The organism is Pseudomonas mandelii, from assembly GCF_006438925.1.
GTDB classification, from domain to species: domain Bacteria; phylum Pseudomonadota; class Gammaproteobacteria; order Pseudomonadales; family Pseudomonadaceae; genus Aquipseudomonas; species Aquipseudomonas mandelii_C.
Genome location: NZ_RCZA01000001.1, coordinates 111,187 through 133,392, shown reverse-complemented (window position 1 = coordinate 133,392; position 22,206 = coordinate 111,187). Strand labels below are relative to the sequence as shown.

Below are 22,206 nucleotides of genomic sequence, written 5' to 3'. Positions count from 1 at the left end.
AGGCCGACCATCGGCGGTGGAGAACAGCATGTCCAACAGCTTCCTGAATCCGGTAACTACCCAGACCTGGGCCAATGGTCGACACATCGTCCGTTGCGTCAAAGTCATCCAGGAAACCTGGGATGTGCGCACCTTCTGCTTTATGGCCGACCAGCCGATCCTGTTCTTCTTTAAGCCGGGGCAGTTTGTCACCCTGGAGCTGGAAATCGAAGGCGTGCCGATCATGCGCTCCTACACCATTTCCAGCTCGCCGTCGGTGCCGTACAGCTTTTCGGTGACTATTAAGCGCGTACCGGGCGGCAAGGTCTCCAACTGGCTGCACGACACGCTGCATGAAGGCCAGGAGCTGGCCGTGCACGGGCCGGTCGGGTTGTTCAACGCCATGGACTTCACCGCGCCGAAGGTGTTGTACCTCAGCGGTGGCGTCGGTATCACGCCGGTCATGTCGATGGCGCGCTGGTTCTACGACACCAACGGCAACGTCGACATGGTGTTTATCCACAGCGCGCGTTCGCCCAAAGACATCATTTATCACCGCGAGCTGGAACACATGGCGTCGCGGATCGATAACTTCAGCCTGCACCTGATCTGCGAGAAGCATGGTCTGGGCGAGCCGTGGGCCGGTTATCGCGGTTACCTGAACCACAAGATGCTCGAACTGATGGCCCCGGACTTCATGGAGCGCGAAGTGTTCTGCTGCGGCCCGACGCCCTACATGAACGCGGTCAAGCGCATGCTCGAAGCGGTTGGCTTCGACATGTCCCGTTATCACGAGGAATCCTTCGGCGCTACGCCAGCGGAAGCCCGTGCCGATGCGGTGGAACAAGCCGAAATCGCCGCAGACGCACCGGACATCGACGTGGCGGACCTGCACCAGGTGGAATTCACCGCGTCTGGGAAAAGTATTCGTGTGGCGCCGGGGGAAACCGTGCATGCGGCGGCTGCCAAGTTGGGTCTGTTGATTCCGAAGGCTTGCGGGATGGGGATTTGCGGGACGTGCAAGGTGATGAAGCTGGGTGGCGAGGTCGAAATGGAGCACAACGGCGGGATCACCGAGGAAGACGAAGCGGAAGGGTTCATTCTTTCCTGCTGCAGCGTGCCGAAGGGCGACGTGCGCATCGAGTTCTAGCATGCACTGAATCTCCCTCGTAGGAGCTGCCGAAGGCTGCGATCTTTTGATCTTGTTTTTAAGATCAAGATCAAAAGATCGCAGCCTTCGGCAGCTCCTACAGGGATCGGTTTTGTTTGTTCAATCGACAAACAGATCCGTCATCAGTTTGTCCGTGGAATCAGGCGCAAACCGATACTGTTCAAAATCCGTCACTCCGTGCTCACTCAGAATCTCTTCATCAATCAGCAACCGACCGGTAATGCTGCGACCGCTGCTGTCCAGAATGACATGGGCGGCATCGGCCATGATCGCCGGCGTTCGTGCGTGTTTGAAGGATTCCCTCGAGCCAAGCTGAAACTCGATGGCCGCCGTCGCAATCATCGTCTGCGGCCACAACGAATTGACGCTGATGCCATAACTGGCAAATTCCTCACTCATGCCCAGGGTCAGCATGCTCATGCCGTATTTGGTCACCGTGTAGGGGCTGTATTGGGCGAACCATTTCGTCGCCAGATTCAACGGTGGCGACAGGTTAAGAATGTGACCATTGGTTTTTTTCAGATAGGGCAGGGCAGCCTGACTGCACAGCAGCACGGCGCGGGTGTTGATCTGGTGCATCAGGTCGAAGCGCTTGAGCTCGATGTGTTGAACACCGGTCAGCTTGATCGCCCCGGCATTGTTGATCAGCGCATCAATGGCGCCGAAATGTTCGTGGGCCTGGGCCAGCGCCTCGCGTACCGCGAGTTCATTGCGAACATCCACCTGCAAGGCCAACGCCTTGCCGCCCGCGTCTTCAACTTCCTTGGCCACGCTGAAAATCGTGCCGGGCAGTTTGGGGTGGGGGGCGGCGCTTTTGGCGGCAATCACAATGTTGGCCCCATCCCGTGCGGCGCGTAGCGCAATTTCGCGACCGATCCCGCGACTGGCGCCGGTGATGAACAGGGTTTTGCCTTGTAAAGACATGCGTGCGCTCCTGGTTGTTTTTATCTGAGCAGATAGAAACGGCTCGCCAGTCAATGTAGACCATGTCTTTCAGGGCAAACGATCAGACTGTAGGAGCTGTCGAGTGAAACGAGGCTGCGATCTTTTGATGTTGGTTTTTTAAGATCAAAAGATCGCAGCCTCGTTTCACTCGACAGCTCCTACCAGCTCCTACGGGGGAGGGGTTAGCGGGACATGACTTCGCGAATATCCGCCGCCAATTCGTGTACGCGTTCCTCTTCGGTGTCCCACGAGCACATGAAGCGTGCGCCGCCGTTGCCGATGAAGGTGTAGAAGCGCCAGCCCTTGGCCGTCAGTGCAGCGATGGCCGGTTCCGAGAGTTGCAGGAACACGCCGTTGGCCTGCACCGGGAACATCAGTTCCACGCCTGGAATGTCGCTCACCAGTTCGGCCAGCAACTGCGCGCAGTGGTTGGCGTGTTTGGCGTATTTGAGCCACGCGTCGTTTTCCAGAATCCCGACCCATGGCGCCGACAGGAAACGCATTTTCGAGGCCAGTTGCCCGGCCTGTTTGCAGCGGTAATCGAAGTCTTCGGCCAGTTTGTGGTTGAAGAACAGAATCGCTTCCCCCACCGCCATGCCGTTTTTCGTGCCGCCGAAGCACAACACGTCGACGCCGGCCTTCCACGTCAGGTCGGCCGGCGTGCAGCCAAGGAAAGCGCAGGCGTTGGAGAAGCGCGCGCCGTCCATGTGCAGGTTCAGGCCCAGTTCTTTGCACGTGGCGCTGATGGCGCGGATTTCTTCCGGGGTGTAGACGCTGCCGACTTCGGTCGCCTGGGTCAGGGTCACGACGCGCGGTTTCGGGTAATGAATGTCCTGGCGCTTGAGCGCAATTTCGCGGATCGATTCCGGGGTCAGCTTGCCGTTTTCAGTACGGGCGACGAGCAGCTTGGAACCGTTGGAAAAGAATTCCGGTGCGCCGCATTCGTCGGTTTCGACGTGGGCGGTTTCCGAGCAGATCACACTGTGGTAACTCTGGCACAGCGACGACAGGGCCAGGGAGTTGGCGGCGGTGCCGTTGAAGGCGAAGAACACTTCGCAGTCGGTTTCGAACAGTTTGCGGAAATCGTCGGACGCGCGGGCGGTCCATTCATCGTCGCCATAAGCGCGCTGGTGGCCGTGGTTGGCCTGTTCCATGGCCGCCCAGGCCTCAGGGCAGATACCGGAATAGTTGTCGCTGGCGAATTGTTGGCTCTTATCGGTCATGGCCCTGCTTTCCGTGATCGAGGCGCTTATGGTGAAGCGACTCGTGGTCAATGATGGTGCGCACTTTACCGAAGATCATCCGGGGAGCACACGCGATGCGTCTGACAGAAAAATCCAAAGACGACGGGCAATTATGCACATGACGCAAAGGGATGGGGCACTGGATCTGCTCAAGTGGCTGGCGCTGTTGAGCATGGTGCTCGATCACCTGCGATATGTCGGTTATTCCGTCGATCTTCTGTATGTGCCGGGGCGGTTGGCGTTCCCGTGGTTCTGTTTGGCAATGGCCGCAAACCTGGCGCGGGCCCGCGCAGTAACCACCGACGGCCAGTGGCGTTATCTGGGGTGGTTGCTGCTGTTTAGCGCCATCAGCGAAATTCCCTACCGGATGTACATTCCTGATCCCGACACCTTAAACGTGCTGCCCACGTTGGCGCTGGGATTGCTGGTGGCCCGTGGCTGGCAGGACCGAACCCTGCAAACGCGACTGTTGGCGGCAGGCGCCTTGCTGCTGGCGGCGCTATTCCCGGAGCGACTGATGTTCGGCTTCTACGGCGTCCTGTTGCCACTGGCGATGTTGCTGGTGATCAAGCGTCCCTGGTACTTCAGCCTGTTGCCGGGGCTGGTCTGTCTGGCAGCCAATCAGTGGCCAGTGCTGTATTCCTCCGCGCAGTTTCACAATGTTGAAGCCATCCTCGGCATCGCCGCTTGTCTGATCGCGCCATTGCTGGGGCTGCTCTTGTTGCGACATGCCCAGTCTTTCAAGCCACCGCCGATGCGCCGTTGGGCGTATGCGCTTTATCCGCTGCATTTTCTGCTGTTGCTGGCAGTGCGACAGGTCATCGCCTGACCCTGTGGGAGCGAGCCTGCTCGCGATGGCGGCAGCTCAGGCAACATCAATGTTGAATGTGAGGCCGCTATCGCGAGCAGGCTCGCTCCCACAGGGGATCTTCGTTGGTTCGAAGGTTGTGTCCGGCCAGCCATTTCGATCCATGTCGTAAACGCACCTTTGCGTGGCGTCCGTAGGCATTTGGCCTGTCTGCGCCGGTCATACCATCGCATTCAAAGGGCACTGTCGAAACACCAGTGCCTTACCGAGACGAATGGCGCATAGATGCCGCTGGGAGAGACGCGATGTTCAGCAAGCAAGACCAGATCAAGGGTTACGACGATGCACTGCTGGCGGCGATGAATGCCGAGGAGCAACGCCAGGAAGATCACATCGAGCTGATCGCGTCAGAGAACTACACCAGCAAACGCGTCATGGAAGCGCAAGGCAGTGGCCTGACCAACAAATACGCCGAAGGCTATCCGGGCAAGCGCTACTACGGTGGTTGCGAGCACGTCGACAAGGTTGAAGCGCTGGCCATCGAACGCGCCAAGCAACTGTTCGGTGCCGACTATGCCAACGTCCAGCCGCACTCCGGCTCTTCGGCTAACAGCGCTGTGTATTTGGCCCTGATCCAGCCAGGCGACACCATCCTCGGCATGAGTCTGGCCCACGGTGGTCACCTGACCCACGGCGCCAAAGTGTCGTCCTCGGGCAAGCTGTACAACGCCGTGCAGTACGGCATTGACACTAAAACCGGGCTGATCGATTACGACGAAGTCGAGCGCCTGGCTGTCGAATGCAAACCGAAGATGATCGTTGCCGGCTTCTCTGCTTACTCCAAGACCCTCGACTTCCCACGTTTCCGTCAGATCGCCGACAAGGTCGGTGCGCTGCTGTTCGTCGACATGGCCCACGTCGCCGGTCTGGTCGCCGCTGGCCTGTACCCGAATCCGCTGCCATACGCCGATGTGGTCACTACCACTACCCACAAGACCCTGCGCGGTCCGCGTGGCGGCCTGATCCTGGCCAAGTCCAACGAAGAAATCGAAAAGAAGCTCAACGCGGCAGTATTCCCGGGTGCCCAGGGCGGCCCGCTGATGCACGTGATTGCCGGTAAAGCAGTGTGCTTCAAGGAAGCGCTGGAGCCTGGTTTCAAGGCTTACCAACAGCAAGTGATCGACAACGCCCAGGCCATGGCCGGCGTATTTATCAAACGCGGCTACGATGTAGTGTCCGGCGGCACCGATAACCACCTGTTCCTGGTCAGCCTGATCCGTCAGGGCCTCACCGGCAAAGAGGCGGATGCAGCACTCGGTCGCGCCCACATCACTGTGAACAAGAACGCTGTCCCGAACGATCCACAGTCGCCGTTCGTGACCTCCGGCCTGCGTATCGGCACCCCGGCGGTGACCACTCGCGGCTTCAAGGTTACCCAGTGCGTCACGCTGGCCGGCTGGATCTGCGACATCCTCGATAACCTCGGCGACGCCGATGTCGAGGCCAATGTTGCGCAGCAAGTTTCGGCACTGTGCGCGGACTTCCCGGTTTATCGCTGAGCGCGGTTTTGGAGTAAATGACTATGCAACGCTACTCGGGCTTCGGCCTCTTCAAACACTCCCTCAGCCATCACGAAAACTGGCAGAAAATGTGGCGCACGCCGACCCCTAAAAAGGTCTATGACGTGGTCATTGTCGGCGGTGGCGGGCATGGTCTGGCGACCGCCTACTACCTGGCCAAAGAGCACGGCATCACTAACGTGGCCGTGGTCGAGAAAGGCTGGCTGGGCGGCGGTAACACCGCGCGCAACACCACCATCGTTCGCTCCAACTACCTGTGGGACGAGTCGGCGCACCTGTACGAACACGCGATGAAATTGTGGGAAGGCCTGTCCCAGGACCTGAACTACAACGTGATGTTCTCCCAGCGTGGCGTTTACAACCTGTGCCACACCCTGCAGGACATTCGTGATTCCGAGCGTCGGGTCAGCGCCAACCGCCTCAACGGCGTGGACGGCGAACTGCTCGATGCCAAACAGGTTGCCGACGAGATTCCGTATCTCGATTGCTCGAAAAACACTCGCTACCCGGTCATGGGCGCCACCGTCCAGCGCCGCGGCGGCGTGGCCCGTCACGATGCCGTGGCCTGGGGCTTTGCCCGTGCCGCTGACGCCTTGGGCGTGGACCTGATTCAACAGACCGAAGTGATCGGTTTCCGCAAGGAAAACGGTGTATGCATCGGCGTTGAAACCAACAAGGGCTTCATCGGCGCCAAGCGCGTTGGTGTAGTCACTGCGGGTAACTCCGGGCACATGGCCAAGCTCGCCGGTTTCCGCCTGCCGATCGAATCCCACCCGCTGCAAGCGCTGGTGTCCGAGCCGATCAAGCCGATTATCGATAGCGTGATCATGTCCAACGCCGTACACGGTTACATCAGCCAGTCCGACAAGGGCGACCTGGTGATCGGCGCCGGTATCGATGGCTACAACGGCTACGGCCAGCGTGGTTCGTACCCGGTGATCGAGCACACCATTCAAGCCATTGTCGAGATGTTCCCGGTGTTGTCCCGCGTACGCATGAACCGTCAGTGGGGCGGCATCGTCGACACCACGCCGGATGCATGCCCGATCATTTCGAAAACCCCGGTACCGAACATGTTCTTCAACTGCGGTTGGGGCACCGGTGGCTTCAAGGCAACACCTGGCTCGGGCAACGTGTTTGCCGCGAGTCTGGCCAAGGGTGAAATGCACCCATTGGCTGCACCTTTCTCCATCGACCGTTTCCACAACGGTGCGTTGATCGATGAACACGGCGCTGCTGCGGTTGCCCACTAACAGGAGAAATCCCCATGTTGCATATCTTCTGTCCTCACTGCGGCGAACTGCGCTCCGAAGAGGAATTCCACGCATCCGGCCAGGCGCACATCCCGCGCCCTCTGGATCCGACCAACTGCACCGACGAGGAGTGGGGCGACTACATGTTCTTCCGCGACAACCCTCGCGGTCTGCACCACGAGCTGTGGGATCACGTCGCCGGTTGCCGTCAGTACTTCAACGCCACCCGTGACACCGTGACCTACGAGATTCTCGAAACCTACAAGATCGGCACCAAGCCACAATTCACCGACAAGACCGACAGCCCGAAAGCGGCCGCCACGGCTCTGGGAGAGAAGGTATGAGCCAGATCAATCGCCTGTCCAACGGCGGACGGATCGACCGCAATAAAGTGCTGAGCTTCACCTTCAACGGCCAGACCTACAAAGGCTTTGAAGGCGATTCCCTGGCCGCGGCCTTGCTGGCCAACGGTGTCGACATCATCGGTCGCAGCTTCAAGTATTCCCGTCCGCGCGGCATCTTTGCCGCTGGCGCCGAAGAGCCGAACGCTGTGCTGCAAATCGGCGCGACCGAAGCCACGCAGATCCCCAACGTACGCGCCACGCAACAAGCGCTCTATCAAGGCCTGGTCGCCACCAGCACCAACGGCTGGCCAAGCGTGAACAACGACATGATGGGGATTCTCGGCAAGGTCGGCGGCAAGCTGATGCCGCCGGGCTTCTACTACAAAACCTTCATGTACCCGCAATCCTTCTGGATGACTTACGAGAAGTACATTCGTAAGGCCGCCGGCCTTGGCCGCTCGCCGACCGAGAACGATCCGGACACCTACGACTACATGAACCAGCACTGCGACGTGCTGATCGTCGGCGGTGGCCCCGCTGGCCTGGCCGCTGCACTGGCGGCTGCCCGCAGCGGTGCGCGCGTAATCCTCGCCGATGAGCAGGAAGAGTTCGGCGGCAGCCTGCTCGATTCCCGCGAAAGCCTCGACGGCAAGCCTGCCAGCGAGTGGGTCGCCAGCGTCATCGCCGAGCTGAAAGACACCCCGGACGTGCTGCTGTTGCCGCGCGCCACGGTCAACGGCTACCACGACCATAACTTCCTGACCATTCACGAACGCCTGACCGATCACCTCGGCGACCGCGCCCCGATTGGCCAGGTCCGTCAGCGCATCCACCGCGTTCGCGCCAAGCGTGTAGTGCTGGCGACCGGCGCTCACGAGCGTCCACTGGTTTACGGCAACAACGACGTGCCGGGCAACATGCTCGCCGGCGCTGTGTCGACTTACGTGCGTCGTTACGGCGTGGCACCGGGCAAAAAACTGGTGCTGTCGACCAACAACGATCACGCCTACCGCGTTGCACTGGATTGGCTCGACGCCAGTCTGCAAGTCGTGGCCATCGCCGATGCCCGCAGCAATCCGCGCGGTGCGCTGGTTGAAGAAGCACGCGCCAAAGGCATCCGCATCCTGACCGGCAGCGCCGTGATCGAGACGCGTGGCAGCAAGCACGTGACCGCCGCTCGCGTTGCCGCGATCGATGTCAAAGCGCACGCCGTGACCAGCCCAGGTGAGTGGCTTGAATGCGACCTGGTTGCCAGTTCCGGCGGTTACAGCCCGGTGGTTCACTTGGCCTCGCACCTGGGTGGCAAGCCGATCTGGCGTGAAGACATTCTCGGTTTCGTACCGGGCGAAGCACCGCAGAAACGCGTGTGCGTCGGTGGCATCAACGGCGTCTACGGCCTCGGCGATTCCCTGGCCGATGGTTTTGAGGGTGGCGCTCGCGCAGCCAGCGAAGCCGGTTTCAGCGTGGTCGAAGGCACCTTGCCGAAAGCCCTGAGCCGTCTGGAAGAGCCAACACTGGCGCTGTTCCAGGTGCCGCATGAAAAGAACACCGCACGTGCGCCGAAGCAATTCGTCGACCTGCAAAACGACGTCACCGCAGCCGCCATCGAACTGGCGACCCGCGAAGGCTTCGAGTCGGTCGAGCACGTCAAACGCTACACCGCACTGGGCTTCGGCACTGACCAGGGCAAGCTCGGCAACGTCAACGGTCTGGCCATCGCCGCCCGTTCGCTGAACGTGACCATCCCGCAGATGGGCACCACCATGTTCCGTCCGAACTACACGCCGGTAACCTTCGGCGCCGTGGCCGGCCGTCACTGTGGGCACATCTTCGAACCGGTGCGTTTCACCGCGCTGCATCACTGGCACGTGAAGAACGGCGCCGAATTTGAAGACGTCGGTCAGTGGAAACGTCCGTGGTACTTCCCGAAAAACGGTGAAGACCTGCACGCTGCCGTGAAGCGCGAATGCAAAGCCGTGCGCGACAGCGTCGGCCTGCTGGACGCTTCGACCCTGGGCAAGATCGACATCCAGGGCCCGGATTCGCGTGAGTTCCTCAACCGCATCTACACCAACGCCTGGACCAAGCTCGACGTGGGCAAGGCTCGCTACGGCCTGATGTGCAAAGAAGACGGCATGGTGTTCGACGACGGCGTGACGGCATGCCTGGCCGACAACCATTTCGTGATGACCACCACCACTGGCGGCGCTGCACGCGTGCTGCAATGGCTGGAAATCTACCACCAGACCGAATGGCCAGACCTGAAGGTGTACTTCACTTCGGTCACCGACCACTGGGCAACCATGACCTTGTCCGGGCCGAACAGCCGCAAGCTGCTCAGCGAAGTCACCGACATTGACCTGAGCAACGAAGCCTTCCCGTTCATGACCTGGAAAGAAGGTCTGGTCGGCGGTGTGCCGGCGCGGGTGTTCCGGATTTCGTTTACCGGTGAACTGTCGTACGAAGTCAACGTTCAGGCCGACTACGCCATGGGCGTTCTGGAAAAAATCGTCGAGGCCGGCAAGAAGTACAACCTGACCCCGTATGGCACCGAAACCATGCACGTGCTGCGGGCCGAGAAGGGCTTCATCATCGTCGGTCAGGACACTGACGGCTCGATGACCCCGGACGACCTGAACATGGGCTGGTGTGTCGGTCGCACCAAACCATTCTCGTGGATTGGCCAGCGTGGCATGAACCGCGAAGACTGCGTGCGTGATCAACGCAAACAGTTGGTCGGTCTGAAGCCGATTGATCCGAACAAATGGCTGCCGGAAGGTGCGCAACTGGTGTTCAACACCAAGCAAGCGATCCCGATGACTATGGTCGGTCACGTCACCTCCAGCTACTTGCACAACTCCCTGGGCTATTCGTTTGCCATGGGTGTTGTGAAGGGCGGCTTGAAGCGTATCGGTGAGCGCGTGTTCGCACCGCTGGCCGATGGCAGCGTGATCGAGGCGGAAATCGTTTCTTCGGTGTTCTTCGATCCAAAGGGTGATCGCCAGAACATTTAATGGCTTCGGGTCCTGTGGGGTGCCTGCTACCGCCTTCGCGAGCAGGCTCGCTCCCACAGGAGATCGCGGTCAAATGTGGGAGCGAGCCTGCTCGCGAAGGCGGCAGAACAGCCTCCACAGGACCAACAGAATTCAGGAAAGGTGCTTTATGACCGCAGCCAATGTTTACCAACAACGCCCAACCACCGGGGCCAAGGCCGAGTCGTCGCTGCATCACGCCGACCTCGCCAGCCTGGTGGGCAAGGGCCGCAAAAGCGCCGGCGTGATCGTGCGTGAGAAAAAACTCCTCGGCCACCTGACCATTCGTGGCGATGGCCATGATGCGGCGTTCGCTGCCGGCGTGCACAAAGCCCTCGGTATCGAATTGCCGGGCGCGCTGACCGTCGTCGTCAAAGGCGAAACCAGCCTGCAATGGATGGGGCCGGATGAATGGCTGCTGATCGTGCCGACCGGTGAAGAATTCGCCGCCGAGCAGAAACTGCGTGAAGCGCTGGGCGACCTGCACATCGCGATCACCAACGTCAGCGGTGGCCAGCAACTCCTCGAACTGAGCGGCCCGAACGTGCGCCAGGTGCTGATGAAGTCCACCAGCTACGACGTGCACCCCAACAGTTTTCCGGTGGGCAAGGCTGTGGGCACCGTGTTTGCCAAGTCGCAACTGGTGATCCGCCACACCGCGGAAGACACCTGGGAACTGCTGATTCGTCGCAGCTTCTCGGATTACTGGTGGTTGTGGTTGCAGGATGCGGCGGCTGAGTACGGGTTGAGTGTTCAGGCTTAAGAGCAGAGCGAGTTGGTCCTGTTATCAAGGACTGGTTTGAGATCGACCCCTCACCCCAACCCTCTCCCCATGGGGGAGAGGGGGAAAGGGAGTCGATCTCCAGTGTTTTCAAAATGTGTGTCTGGCTTGAAATTGCTTTTCCAGAACTTGAGTTCGCCTCGGTATTTCAGGTCGATGTCGCTCCAAGAACAACTCGGTCAGTCCCCTCGCCCCTTTGGGGAGAGGGTTAGGGTGAGGGGGGAATTTCCCTGACACCCAGCACAATGAACAGGAGTCACCGCACTATGAGCCGCGCCCCAGACACATGGATTCTGACCGCCGACTGCCCAAGCGTCCTCGGCACCGTGGATGCGGTGACCCGCTTTCTGTTCGAGCAGGGCTGCTACGTCACTGAACACCACTCCTTCGATGATCGGCTTTCGGGCCGTTTCTTCATTCGCGTGGAATTCCGCCAGCCGGACGGCTTCGACGAGCAAGCCTTTCGCGCCGGTCTGGAAGAGCGTGGCAAAGCCTTCGGCATGGTTTTCGAGCTGACGCCGCCGAACTACCGCCCGAAAGTGGTGATCATGGTTTCCAAGGCCGATCACTGCTTAAACGACTTGCTCTACCGCCAGCGCATCGGCCAATTGTCGATGGACGTGGCCGCTGTGGTTTCCAACCACCCGGACCTCAAGCCGCTGGCCGACTGGCACCAGATTCCGTACTACCACTTCCCGCTGGACCCGAACGACAAACCGTCCCAGGAGCGTCAGGTCTGGCAGGTGATTGAAGAGTCCGGCGCCGAACTGGTGATCCTTGCCCGTTACATGCAAGTCCTGTCGCCAGAGCTGTGCCGCAAACTCGACGGCAAGGCGATCAACATCCATCACTCCCTGCTGCCGGGTTTCAAGGGCGCCAAGCCCTATCACCAGGCCTACAACAAGGGCGTGAAACTGGTCGGCGCCACGGCGCACTACATCAACAACGACCTGGACGAAGGCCCGATCATCGCCCAGGGCGTAGAGGCCGTGGACCACAGTCATTACCCGGAAGATTTGATCGCCAAGGGGCGGGATATCGAAGGGCTGACGTTGGCGCGGGCGGTTGGATATCACATTGAAAGACGAGTGTTTTTGAACGCGAACAGAACGGTCGTTCTTTAGATCGCTATCGCGAGCAAGCTCGCTCCCACAGGGTTTTGTGTGGTTCGCAGACCTTGTGTACACCCCGATCCATTGTGGGAGCGAGCTTGCTCGCGATGGCGGCATAACAGACAACACAAGACACACGGGCAATAACCCGAGCAATCAACGCGCCGCCGCTCCATGGCGACGCGACCGCTACATAAAAACAACAGCGAGGTGAAAGCATGTCTGGCAATCGTGGTGTGGTGTATCTCGGCAATGGCAAAGTCGAAATACAGAAAATCGACTATCCGAAAATGCAGGACCCGCGCGGCAGGAAGATTAATCACGCTGTCATCCTGCGTGTGGTTTCCACCAACATCTGTGGTTCCGACCAGCACATGGTGCGCGGTCGTACCACGGCGCAAACTGGCCTGGTACTGGGTCACGAAATCACCGGTGAAGTGATCGAAAAGGGCAGCGACGTCGAGAACCTGCAGATCGGCGACCTGGTGTCCGTCCCGTTCAACGTCGCTTGCGGGCGCTGCCGTTCCTGCAAAGAGATGCACACCGGTGTTTGCCTCAGCGTTAACCCGGCCCGTCCCGGCGGTGCTTACGGTTATGTGGACATGGGCGACTGGACCGGCGGTCAGGCTGAATACGCGATGGTGCCGTATGCCGACTTCAACCTGCTGAAACTTCCGGATCGCGATCGCGCGATGGAAAAAATCCGCGACCTGACCTGCCTCTCCGACATCCTGCCGACCGGTTACCACGGCGCAGTGACGGCCGGCGTTGGCCCGGGCAGCACCGTGTACATCGCCGGTGCCGGTCCTGTCGGTCTGGCCGCTGCCGCTTCCGCTCGCCTGTTGGGCGCGGCCGTGGTGATCATCGGTGACGTCAACACCGTCCGCCTGGCGCACGCCAAGGCTCAGGGTTTCGAAATCGCCGACCTGTCCCTGGACACCCCGCTGCACGAACAGATCGCTGCACTGCTGGGTGAACCAGAAGTGGATTGCGCCGTCGACGCCGTAGGCTTCGAAGCGCGTGGTCACGGCCATGACGGCGTGAAACACGAGGCTCCGGCCACCGTGCTCAACTCGCTGATGGGCGTGGTTCGGGTTGCCGGCAAAATCGGTATCCCTGGCCTGTACGTGACTGAAGATCCGGGTGCAGTCGATGCAGCCGCGAAGATGGGCAGCCTGAGCATCCGCTTCGGTCTGGGCTGGGCCAAATCCCACAGCTTCCACACTGGCCAGACGCCAGTGATGAAGTACAACCGCCAGTTGATGCAGGCGATCATGTGGGACCGTATCCACATTGCCGACATTGTTGGTGTTGAGGTGATCAGCCTGGATGACGCGCCACGTGGTTATGGCGAGTTCGATGCGGGCGTGCCGAAGAAGTTTGTGATCGATCCGCACAAGTTGTTTAGTGCGGCGTAAGGCTTCAGGCAAAACAAAGGCGATCTTCGGATCGCCTTTTTTGTGTTTTTGATGTCGGCAGATCGAGGTATGTCGTATTCGAAATCCAGCCCTCCCGAAACGTCGGACCGCCCCAGAGGGAGGGGGGGAAAGGGGGCCGATCTCTATGCTTTTCAAACCTGAGTTCGACTCAGGAATTTCAGGTTGATGTAGCTCTAAGGACAACTCGGTCAGTCTTAGGGTGAGGGGTCGATTTCCAGTCGATCACAACGCCGCCAACGCCCCTTGATACAACACCGGCCCCGTCGGTTGCCCGGTCGGCGAACCACCCTTCGGCTCAAGACTCACGGCCAGCGCAATCGGCTTGTCGATCAATGTCTTCTGCGCATCGCTCAACTCTACGCGGCCCTTGCCGCCCGCCGGAATCACCCCAAGGGAAATCGGCTTGCCGTCCGCCGGAATCGCCCATAACTCCAGACTGCGCCCCGGATCGACCGCCGCCAGCGTCAGCGGCTCAACGTTCAAATAATCCTCATGCGCTTCAACCTTCAGCGCCGGTTGCGCGTCGGCCGCCAGCAGTGTGGCGCTGTAACGCGCACTGTCGCGGTTGTAAATCACGCCCAACGTCACGGCGATCACCAGCGAGCAAACCGCAGCTGTCACTCGCAACCAGCTCCAGAACCGACGTTTTTCCGGCATGTGCAGTACTTGCGGCTCAATCCGCGCCGTAATTCCCTGCCACACCCGATCCGGCACCGGCTGCTCCGGCAGGGCTTCGGTCAAGCTGACCAGGCTTTCCTGCCACTGCGCCAGTTCCGCGCGCAATGCGGCGTCTTCCAGCAACAACTGTTCGAAACGCCGACGGGCGGCAGACGGCATCAAGCCAATGGCGTAATCGGCGGCGAGGGCGCGGCGCAAAGTCGGGGTTTGATAGTTCATGATTCAAGGCACCTGCGCAGTCGCTCCATACCGCGGCGGATCCAGGATTTCACCGAGCCCAGCGGCGCGGCCAGGTGTTCGGCGAGCTCAGAGCAGGACAACCCCTGAAAGTAAGCCACGGTGATCGATTGACGCTGCATGCCGTCGAGGCTTTCCAGGCACCGGTTCAAGGCGTTGGCCTCACGGGCACTGCTGAGCTGTTCGTGGGCCGATGGGCTTTCATCCACCAGCGCCTGTTCTTCAAGGTCGCTTAACGGCCGGTCGCGGTGTTTGCGCAACTGATCGATGGCCTGATGACGGGTGATGTTGATCATCCAGGTCAGCGGTGCCGACAGATGCGCCTCATAGCGCGAGGCGTTGTTCCAGATGCGCACGAAGCTTTCCTGCAGCACTTCTTCAGCCAGATCCGGCCGTCCCATGAAATGCAGCGCTACGCCATGCAGCCGTGGGCCGACGCTGCGATAAAGCGTCTCGAAAGCGCGGCGGTCGCCCAGTGAACACTGGGCCAGAAGCTGCCTGAGCTGATCGGCGTCGGCGATGGGAATGGCAGTTCTCCAGGCAATCGAGGTGGGCTGCGTGAGGTGCCGGTTGCAGGCAGAGGTTAGTTCACGGTGCGCGGTTGTTCCATTCACGGGCGGCCACCTCGGAAACCGCCGACCCCGATGGACAGGGTCGGCGGCACCCCTCAGCTTTTCGGCATCAGTACTTTGTCGATGACCTGAATCACACCGTTGGACTGGTACACGTCATAGGTGGTGATGTCGGCGACGTCACCTTTTTCATCCTTGATCGTGATGTTGTGCGGGCCGTTCATCATCGCCCACAGCTTGCCGCCTGCGACGGTGGTCAGTTCGGCTTTGCCGCCACCGGCCTTGATCTTCTCGGCCAGGGTCATCATGTCGAGTTTTCCGGCGACCACGTGGTAGGTGAGGACGTGAGTCAGGGTCGCCTTGTTGGCGGGTTTGAGCAGAGTATCGACCGTGCCGGCCGGCAGGGCGGCGAAAGCCGAGTTGACCGGGGCGAACACGGTGAACGGGCCTTTGCCCTTGAGGGTATCCACCAAGCCTGCGGCTTTCACGGCGGCGACCAGGGTGGTGTGGTCGGCGGAGTTCACCGCGTTATCGATGATGTCTTTGCTCGGCATCATGCTCTGGCCGCCGACGATGACCGCATGGCTCGTGTCTGCCGCTTGCACGGTGTTCAGGGCGAATCCACCGCCAAGGGTCAGGGTCAGCAGGCTGGCAATCAACGGCGTTTTGATCGAAGTGCGTTTCATGGTGATGATCCTCGTGAAGGGAATCGGCCAGGAGTGTCTGTCCGTGCTTGATATACGCGGGCGGGGCCAGACTGGATGCAGCGCCGGTGAATTCTTTTTCGACTGTTCGTCAGGGGCTCGCCAAGGCTGGGAACAATCCCCCGGGATGCCAGTCCAAACCACGGTTTTTCGCCGCCCATTGCCGGGCGGTTTTCATGGCACATGAGGATGTCTGGATGAAGATTTCACGCGGTTTTGCACTGGCTTCGCTGATGTGTCTGGCGGCCAGTCCGGTCTTTGCTCAGTTCAGCCTGTTCGATGCGGCCAATGCCATCTCCGGCACGCAGGACGATGACGCCGCCGCAGCCGCGCCGACCGCGCAGACGGCCGGTCTGCTCAGTGCGCTCAGCCAATTGAACGTGACACCAGAACAAGCCATTGGCGGTGCCGGGGCGATGCTCGGTCTGGCGAAGAATCAATTGAGTTCGACCGACTACTCGGCGTTGGCCAAAAGCGTGCCCGGAATCGACTTACTGTCCGGTGGCGGGGAACTGGGCGTCCTCAGCGGCTTGCTTGGCTCGTCCGGTAAAGCGGCAGGTCTGGACAACCTCTTGGGCAACGTGAGTAGCACCAACGACCTGAACAGTGCCTTCAACGCATTGGGCATGGACACTGGCATGATCGGCCTGTTTGCCCCCGTGCTTCTGCAATTTTTTGGTCAGCAGGGCGTCGGCGGGTCGCTGCTGACAAGCCTGGGCGGGATCTGGGGCGCAGGCACCGGTACCTGATTCAGCGGCGCTCGGCGCGCAACGCGTCGATGCGCAGGTCCTTCTCGATCCAGAGCTGGTTGACCCAGTTCTGGATGGTGTCGCGAAACGGCGGATCATTTTCGTAATCGCCCTGCCACAGCGCCGGGTCGAGTTCGCGGGTCTTGATGTCGATGATGACCCTCGGCACGTTGCCGCTGAGCAAATCCCAGAATCCCGGAATCCTCTGTTGCGGATACACCACCGTCACATCAAGGACGGCGTCCAGTTGCTCACCCATTGCCGCCAGAACAAACGCCACGCCGCCAGCCTTGGGCCTGAGCAGGTGTGTAAAGGGTGATTGCTGCTGGGCACTTTTCGCCGCGGTATAGCGTGTGCCTTCCAGGTAATTGACCACCGTCACTGGCTGACGCTTGTACAACTCGCACGCCGCTTTAGTGATCTCCAGATCCTTGCCAGCCAACTCAGGGTGTTTCGCCAGGAATGCCTTGGTGTAGCGTTTCATGAACGGGTAATCCAGCGCCCACCACGCCAACCCCAGGAACGGTACCCAGATCAGCTCTTTCTTGAGGAAGAACTTGAAGAACGGTGTGCGTCGGTTCAGCGTCTGGATCAGCGCCGGGATATCGACCCAGGATTGATGGTTGCTGATCACCAGATACGACGTGTCGACCTGCAGGTCATCGCCGCCGCGGATGTCCCATTGCGTGGGGATGCACAGGCGGAAAATCAGCTTGTCGATTTCGGCCCAGGTCTCGGCGATCCCCATGACCGTCCATGACGCGTAATCACGCAAGCGCCCGGGCAGGACCAGTTTGAGCAAGGCGAACACCATCAGGGGCCCGAACAGGGCCAGGGTGTTGAGCAACAGCAGCAGGGTAACGAAACAGCCGGTGAGCAGGCGGCGCATAAATAACTCTTGAAAGCGTTTGGGCGCGCAATGATAAGCAGCTTCGGACGGCAGGCCAAATCGGCGACGACGATTGTTTCACCTTCGAGCCGCTAACCTCTCTACACCGATTGTTCCCACGCTCTGCGTGGGAATGCCTCTTGTGACGCTCTGCGTCACGCTTTGGGACGCGGAGCGTCCCGGGCTGCATTCCCACGCAGAGCGTGGGAACGATCTACTCAACAACGGTCTAAAATTCCGCTGCCCACTCCTCAAGGAAGCCCATTACGTGAAATCCCTCCTTGCACTGCTTTCCCTCATTGCCCTGCCGGTCCTGGCCGCTGAGCCGACCCTGTACGGGCGCTACGAATACATCGCGCTGCCGGAAATCGGTGGCGAAGTCCTCAAGGCCAAGATGGACACCGGCGCCCTGACCGCGTCGCTGTCGGCCAAAGACATCGAAACCTTTACCCGCGATGGCGACGAGTGGGTGCGTTTTCGCCTCGCTACCAAAGGCGCGAGCAACAAGGTCTACGAACACAAGATCGCGCGGATCAGCAAGATCAAGACCCGCTCCGAAGAAGACGAGGATGACAAGGACGCCGTCGAACCCACCAAGCGTCCGGTGGTCGATCTGGAATTGTGCCTGGGCAACGTCAAGCGCACCGTTGAGGTCAACCTCACCGACCGCAGCAGCTTCAACTACCCTTTGTTGATCGGTGCCAAAGCCTTGCGTGAGTTCGGCGCGGCAGTGAACCCGGCACGGCGCTTTACCGCGGATAAACCCGACTGCTGATTTCAAGAGGTCTCATTGACGTAACGTGAGCCTTGGGGCACCGTTCGCCCACTTAACTGCCGGGCTCGGACGCCATGCCCCATATCCTGATTGTCGAAGACGAAGTGGCGATTGCCGACACCCTGACTTTTGCGTTGCAGGGCGAGGGCTTCACCACCACCTGGTTGAGCCTTGGCGCGGCGGCGCTGGAGCATCAGCGCCAGACCCCGGCTGACCTGATCATTCTCGACATTGGTCTGCCGGACATCAGCGGCTTCGAGACCTGCAAGCAATTGCGGCGTTTCAGCGAAGTGCCGGTGATTTTCCTCAGCGCCCGTGATGCAGAAATCGATCGCGTCGTAGGCCTGGAAATCGGTGCCGACGATTATGTGGTCAAGCCGTTCAGCCCACGGGAAGTGGCGGCGCGGGTCCGGGCGATTCTCAAACGCATGGCGCCGCGAGCAGCGACCGAGGTGTCGTCGGCACTGTTTCGCATCGACAGCGAGCGGGTGCAGATCAGCTATCGCGGTCAGCCGCTAACCCTGACCCGCCATGAGTTCCGCCTGCTGCAATGCCTGTTGGACCAACCCGAACGCGTTTTCAGCCGCGAGCAATTGCTCGATGCGCTGGGCGTCGCCGCTGATGCCGGTTACGAACGCAGTATCGACAGCCACATCAAGAGCGTGCGCGCCAAACTGCGCGGGGTGAAGGCCGCGCAGAACCCATCCAGACCCATCGCGGCCTCGGTTACAGCTACAGCCCGGGGCGTAGCTGATGCCACTGGGGATTCGGATCTTTTTGGTCTACGTGCTGTTTATCGGCCTGACCGGCTACTTTGTGCTGAACACCGTGATGGAAGAAATCCGTCCCGGCGTGCGCCAGTCCACCGAAGAAACGCTGGTCGACACCGCCAACTTGATGGCCGAAATCCTGCGCGACGACTTCAAGGCCGGCACCCTGAATCAGAACCGCTGGCCCCAACTGCTCAAGGCTTATGGCGAGCGGCAACCCAAGGCGAGCATTTGGGGATTGCCGAAGAATCAGGTCAACCACCGGATCTACGTCACCGATGCCAAGGGCATTGTCGTACTGGATTCCAGCGGCGTTGCAGTGGGCCAGGACTACTCGCGCTGGAACGACGTTTTACTGACCTTGCGTGGCGAATATGGCGCGCGTTCCAGCCGCAGCGATCCGAGCGACCCGAACTCCTCGGTGATGCACGTCGGCGCCCCGATTCGCGACAACGGCCAGATCATCGGCGTAGTCACCGTCGCCAAACCCAACAGCTCGTTGCAGCCTTACGTTGATCGCACTGAGCGGCGATTGCTTGCCTGGGGCGCCGGGTTGATCGGCCTCGGTCTGCTGTTCGGCGCGTTGTTGTCCTGGTGGCTGAGCGCTGCATTACGGCGTTTGACGGCGTACGCCCAGGCGGTGAGTGAGGGCCGCAGGGTCGAGGTTCCGCACTATCGAGGCGGCGAACTGGAACAACTGGCGACGGCGGTTGAGCAGATGCGTACGCAACTCGAAGGCAGAGCCTACGTCGAGCGTTACGTGCACACATTGACCCACGAACTGAAAAGCCCGCTGGCGGCGATTCGCGGCGCGGCGGAGTTGCTGCAAGGCGAGATGCCGCTGGCTCAGCAGCAGCGTTTTGTCAGCAACATCGACAGCGAAAGCGCGCGGATGCAGCAGTTGATTGAACGCCTGTTGAATCTGGCCCTGGTCGAGCAACGCCAAGGGCTGGAGGAACGGGTGGCGGTACCGCTGGCGAAGTTGGTAGATGAATTGCTGAGCGCTCAGGCGGCGCGCATCGAAGGCAAGCAGTTGCGCGTGGAACACACCATTGCAGCGGATCTGGTGCTCACCGGTGAACCGTTCCTGTTGCGTCAGGCGCTGGGTAATTTGCTGGAGAATGCGTTGGATTTCACCCCGGCGCAGGGCTTGCTGCGATTCAGCGCCGAGCGCATTGGGGAGCAGATCGAGTTCAGGCTGTTCAACCAGGCCGAGGCCATTCCCGACTATGCGTTACCGCGATTGAGCGAACGTTTCTATTCACTGCCTCGACCGGACAGCGGGCGCAAGAGCACCGGGCTGGGACTCAACTTCGTTGAAGAGGTGGTCAAGTTGCATGGTGGCGCGGTGAGCATCGGTAATGTCGATGGTGGTGTTCAAGTCATATTGCATATGCCTGCTTAGTTCCACCCCTCACCCCAGCCCTCCCGAAACGTCGGATCGCCCCAGAGGGGAGAGGGGGAAAGGGAGCCGATCTCCATGGTTTTCAAATCCAGAGTTCGACTTGATATCTCAGGTCGCCAATTTTCTACATAACACATTGGTCAGTCCCCTCTACCCCTTGGGGCGGTCCGACGTTTCGGGAGGGCTAGGGTGAGGGGTGGTTCTCCCCGCTGAAACACTCTCCACAAAGTCTCCACATTCCCCCCACACCCCCTCCACATACAAATCCCAGACTCGCCCCATCCAAACAGGGAGAGTCCCATGAACCGCAGCCTGACCCTAAAACTCGGGGCAATTGCCCTTCTGATCCTGTTGTTGCTGATCCCGCTCCTGATGATTAACGGCGTGATCCAGGACCGCCAGCAACTGCGCGACGGTGTCCTCGAAGACATCGCCCGCAGTTCCAGCTATAGCCAGCAACTCAGCGGGCCGCTGATGGTGGTGCCGTATCGCAAAGTGGTGCGGATCTGGAAGACCAATGAGAAAACCAACAAGCGCTACCAGGAAACCGGCGAAGAACGCGGCCATCTGTATTTTCTGCCGGAGCGTTTCGAGCTCGACGGCAAGGTGCAGACCGAGTTGCGCTCGCGGGGTATTTACGAGGCGCGGCTGTACCACGCCGACAACCACATCAGCGGCCTGTTTTCGATTCCCGCGCAGCTGGGCATCAAGGAAGATTTCGCCGATTATCAGTTTGATCAAGCGTTTCTGACGATAGGCATCAGCGATATCCGCGGGATCGAAAATGCCCTGAAACTGGACCTCAATGGTCAGAGTCTGGACTTTGAACCGGGCACGCAGCTGGGCTGGCTAGGCGAGGGGGCACACGTCATGTTGCCCGCGCTGGACAGGCACAAAGGCGCGGAACTGGCGTTCGCCTTTGACCTGCGCCTGCAGGGCACCGGCCAGTTGCAGATCACTCCGGTCGGCAAAACCAGCAAGGTGCAACTGGCGGCCAACTGGCCTCACCCGAGCTTTATCGGCAAGTACTTGCCGGCTCAGCGTGAAGTCACCGGGACAGGTTTTACCGCGAATTGGCAGACTTCGTTCTTTTCCACCAACCTGGAAGAAGCCTTGACCAACTGCCTGACCAGCGACCGTTGTGACGAGTTCAAGAGCCGCAACTTCGGGGTGAGTTTCATCGATCCGGTGGATCAGTACCTCAAGAGTGATCGGGCGATCAAATACGCGCTGCTGTTCATTGCCCTGACCTTTGCCGGATTCTTCCTGTTCGAAGTACTCAAAAGCATGGCCGTGCATCCAATCCAGTACGCGCTGGTGGGCGTCGCCCTGGCGTTTTTCTACCTGCTGTTGTTGTCGCTGTCCGAGCACATCGGCTTTGCCCTGGCGTATCTGTTATCGGCGGGCAGCTGTGTGTTGTTGATCGGGTTTTATGTCTGCCATGTGCTACGCAGCGTGCGTCACGGCTTGAGTTTTTCGGCGGGATTGGCGGCGTTGTATGGCTTGCTCTATGGCTTGCTCAGTGCAGAGGATTACGCGTTGTTGATGGGTTCGCTGCTGTTGTTCGGGTTGTTGGGCGTGTTTATGGTGCTGACCCGCAAGCTGGACTGGTATGGGATTGGGCCGAAGTCGGCCAAGCCGTTGGCGTTTGATATTGGGGCTGTGGAATGAGCCGGTCGTTGGGGTTGCGTGAGGATCAGCGGGAGGGCGAGGTGTTGGCGACGCTGATTCGCGGGTTG

General features: G+C 60.1%; 19 protein-coding genes and 1 pseudogene. 14 read left to right on the top strand and 6 right to left on the bottom strand.

Translation table 11 applies throughout. The features are described 5' to 3' along the window. The first annotated feature begins 28 nt into the window (after window positions 1-28). On the top strand, window positions 29-1,129 hold the full coding sequence (gbcB, locus tag EAH74_RS00605) for a glycine-betaine demethylase subunit GbcB (protein WP_140674785.1): 1,101 nt from the start codon (window positions 29-31) through the stop codon (window positions 1,127-1,129). Window positions 1,130-1,249: 120 nt separating this feature from the next. Here the strand turns inward: gbcB and EAH74_RS00600 are convergent, their stop codons facing one another. Continuing rightward, window positions 1,250-2,074 carry an SDR family oxidoreductase gene (locus tag EAH74_RS00600; RefSeq protein ID WP_140674782.1) on the bottom strand — a complete coding sequence of 275 codons (825 nt, stop codon included), beginning with the start codon at window positions 2,072-2,074 and terminating at the stop codon, window positions 1,250-1,252. 203 nt (window positions 2,075-2,277) lie between these two features. After that, window positions 2,278-3,318: a low specificity L-threonine aldolase gene (locus EAH74_RS00595; RefSeq protein ID WP_123368607.1), complete on the bottom strand. Its 1,041-nt coding sequence runs from the start codon at window positions 3,316-3,318 to the stop codon at window positions 2,278-2,280. Between the two features lie 133 nt (window positions 3,319-3,451). On the opposite strand from EAH74_RS00595, the gene EAH74_RS00590 reads away from it, so the two are divergent. The 8 genes from EAH74_RS00590 (at window position 3,452) to fdhA (ending at window position 13,667) form a co-directional block, all read left to right on the top strand. Next, window positions 3,452-4,168, top strand: coding sequence for a TraX family protein (locus EAH74_RS00590; RefSeq protein WP_140674779.1), 717 nt, complete (start codon window positions 3,452-3,454; stop codon window positions 4,166-4,168). 284 nt (window positions 4,169-4,452) lie between these two features. Beyond that, window positions 4,453-5,706: a serine hydroxymethyltransferase gene (gene glyA / locus EAH74_RS00585; protein ID WP_140674776.1), complete on the top strand. Its 1,254-nt coding sequence runs from the start codon at window positions 4,453-4,455 to the stop codon at window positions 5,704-5,706. Window positions 5,707-5,729: 23 nt separating this feature from the next. Beyond that, window positions 5,730-6,980 (top strand): sarcosine oxidase subunit beta, encoded by a 1,251-nt coding sequence (locus tag EAH74_RS00580; protein ID WP_007947735.1) that lies wholly within the window; start codon window positions 5,730-5,732, stop codon window positions 6,978-6,980. A gap of 14 nt (window positions 6,981-6,994) precedes the next feature. Beyond that, window positions 6,995-7,324, top strand: a complete 330-nt coding sequence (locus EAH74_RS00575; protein ID WP_008147095.1) for a sarcosine oxidase subunit delta — start codon at window positions 6,995-6,997, stop codon at window positions 7,322-7,324. Beyond that, the gene (locus EAH74_RS00570) at window positions 7,321-10,338 is read left to right on the top strand and encodes a sarcosine oxidase subunit alpha (protein ID WP_140674773.1); all 3,018 of its coding nucleotides are present in this window, start codon (window positions 7,321-7,323) and stop codon (window positions 10,336-10,338) included. Before EAH74_RS00575 ends, EAH74_RS00570 begins: the two co-directional genes overlap by 4 nt. Window positions 10,339-10,486: 148 nt before the next feature. After that, complete coding sequence (locus EAH74_RS00565; RefSeq protein WP_134420538.1) at window positions 10,487-11,119, top strand: sarcosine oxidase subunit gamma; 633 nt, start codon at window positions 10,487-10,489, stop codon at window positions 11,117-11,119. A 284-nt stretch (window positions 11,120-11,403) separates the two neighbouring features. Then, window positions 11,404-12,261, top strand: a complete 858-nt coding sequence (gene purU, locus EAH74_RS00560) for a formyltetrahydrofolate deformylase (RefSeq protein ID WP_010467046.1) — start codon at window positions 11,404-11,406, stop codon at window positions 12,259-12,261. A 206-nt stretch (window positions 12,262-12,467) separates the two neighbouring features. Further along, window positions 12,468-13,667, top strand: a complete 1,200-nt coding sequence (gene fdhA, locus EAH74_RS00555; protein WP_007947729.1) for a formaldehyde dehydrogenase, glutathione-independent — start codon at window positions 12,468-12,470, stop codon at window positions 13,665-13,667. A 243-nt stretch (window positions 13,668-13,910) separates the two neighbouring features. On the opposite strand, the gene EAH74_RS00550 is transcribed toward fdhA, so the two are convergent. From EAH74_RS00550 to EAH74_RS00540, 3 genes are read right to left on the bottom strand one after another with little or no spacing between them, the layout of a single operon-like run. Continuing rightward, window positions 13,911-14,585, bottom strand: a complete 675-nt coding sequence (locus EAH74_RS00550) for an anti-sigma factor (RefSeq protein WP_140674770.1) — start codon at window positions 14,583-14,585, stop codon at window positions 13,911-13,913. After that, the gene (locus EAH74_RS00545; protein ID WP_140674767.1) at window positions 14,582-15,217 is read right to left on the bottom strand and encodes a sigma-70 family RNA polymerase sigma factor; all 636 of its coding nucleotides are present in this window, start codon (window positions 15,215-15,217) and stop codon (window positions 14,582-14,584) included. The genes EAH74_RS00550 and EAH74_RS00545 overlap by 4 nt, the downstream gene beginning before the upstream one ends. Window positions 15,218-15,270: 53 nt before the next feature. Beyond that, window positions 15,271-15,861: a fasciclin domain-containing protein gene (locus EAH74_RS00540; RefSeq protein ID WP_140674764.1), complete on the bottom strand. Its 591-nt coding sequence runs from the start codon at window positions 15,859-15,861 to the stop codon at window positions 15,271-15,273. Window positions 15,862-16,076: 215 nt separating this feature from the next. On the opposite strand from EAH74_RS00540, the gene EAH74_RS00535 reads away from it, so the two are divergent. Beyond that, window positions 16,077-16,628, top strand: coding sequence for a DUF2780 domain-containing protein (locus EAH74_RS00535; protein ID WP_140674761.1), 552 nt, complete (start codon window positions 16,077-16,079; stop codon window positions 16,626-16,628). Window position 16,629: 1 nt separating this feature from the next. Here EAH74_RS00535 and EAH74_RS00530 read toward each other — a convergent pair whose 3' ends face one another. Continuing rightward, entirely contained in the window at window positions 16,630-17,517 is an 888-nt protein-coding gene (locus EAH74_RS00530) for an acyltransferase (protein ID WP_140674758.1), read from the bottom strand. A 268-nt stretch (window positions 17,518-17,785) separates the two neighbouring features. Between EAH74_RS00530 and EAH74_RS00525 the strand changes: the two genes are divergently transcribed. From EAH74_RS00525 to creD, 4 genes and pseudogenes are all read left to right on the top strand, one after another. Then, entirely contained in the window at window positions 17,786-18,292 is a 507-nt protein-coding gene (locus EAH74_RS00525) for an ATP-dependent zinc protease family protein (RefSeq protein ID WP_140674755.1), read from the top strand. Window positions 18,293-18,366: 74 nt separating this feature from the next. Next, window positions 18,367-19,046, top strand: a pseudogene (gene creB / locus EAH74_RS00520) (two-component system response regulator CreB). Further along, window positions 19,046-20,467, top strand: coding sequence for a two-component system sensor histidine kinase CreC (gene creC, locus EAH74_RS00515; protein ID WP_140674752.1), 1,422 nt, complete (start codon window positions 19,046-19,048; stop codon window positions 20,465-20,467). Before creB ends, creC begins: the two are co-directional and overlap by 1 nt. A gap of 300 nt (window positions 20,468-20,767) precedes the next feature. Further along, window positions 20,768-22,138: a cell envelope integrity protein CreD gene (creD, locus tag EAH74_RS00510; RefSeq protein WP_140674749.1), complete on the top strand. Its 1,371-nt coding sequence runs from the start codon at window positions 20,768-20,770 to the stop codon at window positions 22,136-22,138. Window positions 22,139-22,206 lie beyond the last annotated feature (68 nt).

Excerpts from the sequence above, each read along its gene's own strand:
- gbcB (WP_140674785.1), top strand. The coding sequence starts at position 29 with ATGTCCAACAGCTTCCTGAATCCGGTAACTACCCAGACCTGGGCCAAT.
- EAH74_RS00600 (WP_140674782.1), bottom strand. The coding sequence starts at position 2,074 with ATGTCTTTACAAGGCAAAACCCTGTTCATCACCGGCGCCAGTCGCGGG.
- EAH74_RS00595 (WP_123368607.1), bottom strand. The coding sequence starts at position 3,318 with ATGACCGATAAGAGCCAACAATTCGCCAGCGACAACTATTCCGGTATC.
- EAH74_RS00590 (WP_140674779.1), top strand. The coding sequence starts at position 3,452 with ATGCACATGACGCAAAGGGATGGGGCACTGGATCTGCTCAAGTGGCTG.
- glyA (WP_140674776.1), top strand. The coding sequence starts at position 4,453 with ATGTTCAGCAAGCAAGACCAGATCAAGGGTTACGACGATGCACTGCTG.
- EAH74_RS00580 (WP_007947735.1), top strand. The coding sequence starts at position 5,730 with ATGCAACGCTACTCGGGCTTCGGCCTCTTCAAACACTCCCTCAGCCAT.
- EAH74_RS00575 (WP_008147095.1), top strand. The coding sequence starts at position 6,995 with ATGTTGCATATCTTCTGTCCTCACTGCGGCGAACTGCGCTCCGAAGAG.
- EAH74_RS00570 (WP_140674773.1), top strand. The coding sequence starts at position 7,321 with ATGAGCCAGATCAATCGCCTGTCCAACGGCGGACGGATCGACCGCAAT.
- EAH74_RS00565 (WP_134420538.1), top strand. The coding sequence starts at position 10,487 with ATGACCGCAGCCAATGTTTACCAACAACGCCCAACCACCGGGGCCAAG.
- purU (WP_010467046.1), top strand. The coding sequence starts at position 11,404 with ATGAGCCGCGCCCCAGACACATGGATTCTGACCGCCGACTGCCCAAGC.
- fdhA (WP_007947729.1), top strand. The coding sequence starts at position 12,468 with ATGTCTGGCAATCGTGGTGTGGTGTATCTCGGCAATGGCAAAGTCGAA.
- EAH74_RS00550 (WP_140674770.1), bottom strand. The coding sequence starts at position 14,585 with ATGAACTATCAAACCCCGACTTTGCGCCGCGCCCTCGCCGCCGATTAC.
- EAH74_RS00540 (WP_140674764.1), bottom strand. The coding sequence starts at position 15,861 with ATGAAACGCACTTCGATCAAAACGCCGTTGATTGCCAGCCTGCTGACC.
- EAH74_RS00535 (WP_140674761.1), top strand. The coding sequence starts at position 16,077 with ATGAAGATTTCACGCGGTTTTGCACTGGCTTCGCTGATGTGTCTGGCG.
- EAH74_RS00530 (WP_140674758.1), bottom strand. The coding sequence starts at position 17,517 with ATGCGCCGCCTGCTCACCGGCTGTTTCGTTACCCTGCTGCTGTTGCTC.
- creC (WP_140674752.1), top strand. The coding sequence starts at position 19,046 with ATGCCACTGGGGATTCGGATCTTTTTGGTCTACGTGCTGTTTATCGGC.
- creD (WP_140674749.1), top strand. The coding sequence starts at position 20,768 with ATGAACCGCAGCCTGACCCTAAAACTCGGGGCAATTGCCCTTCTGATC.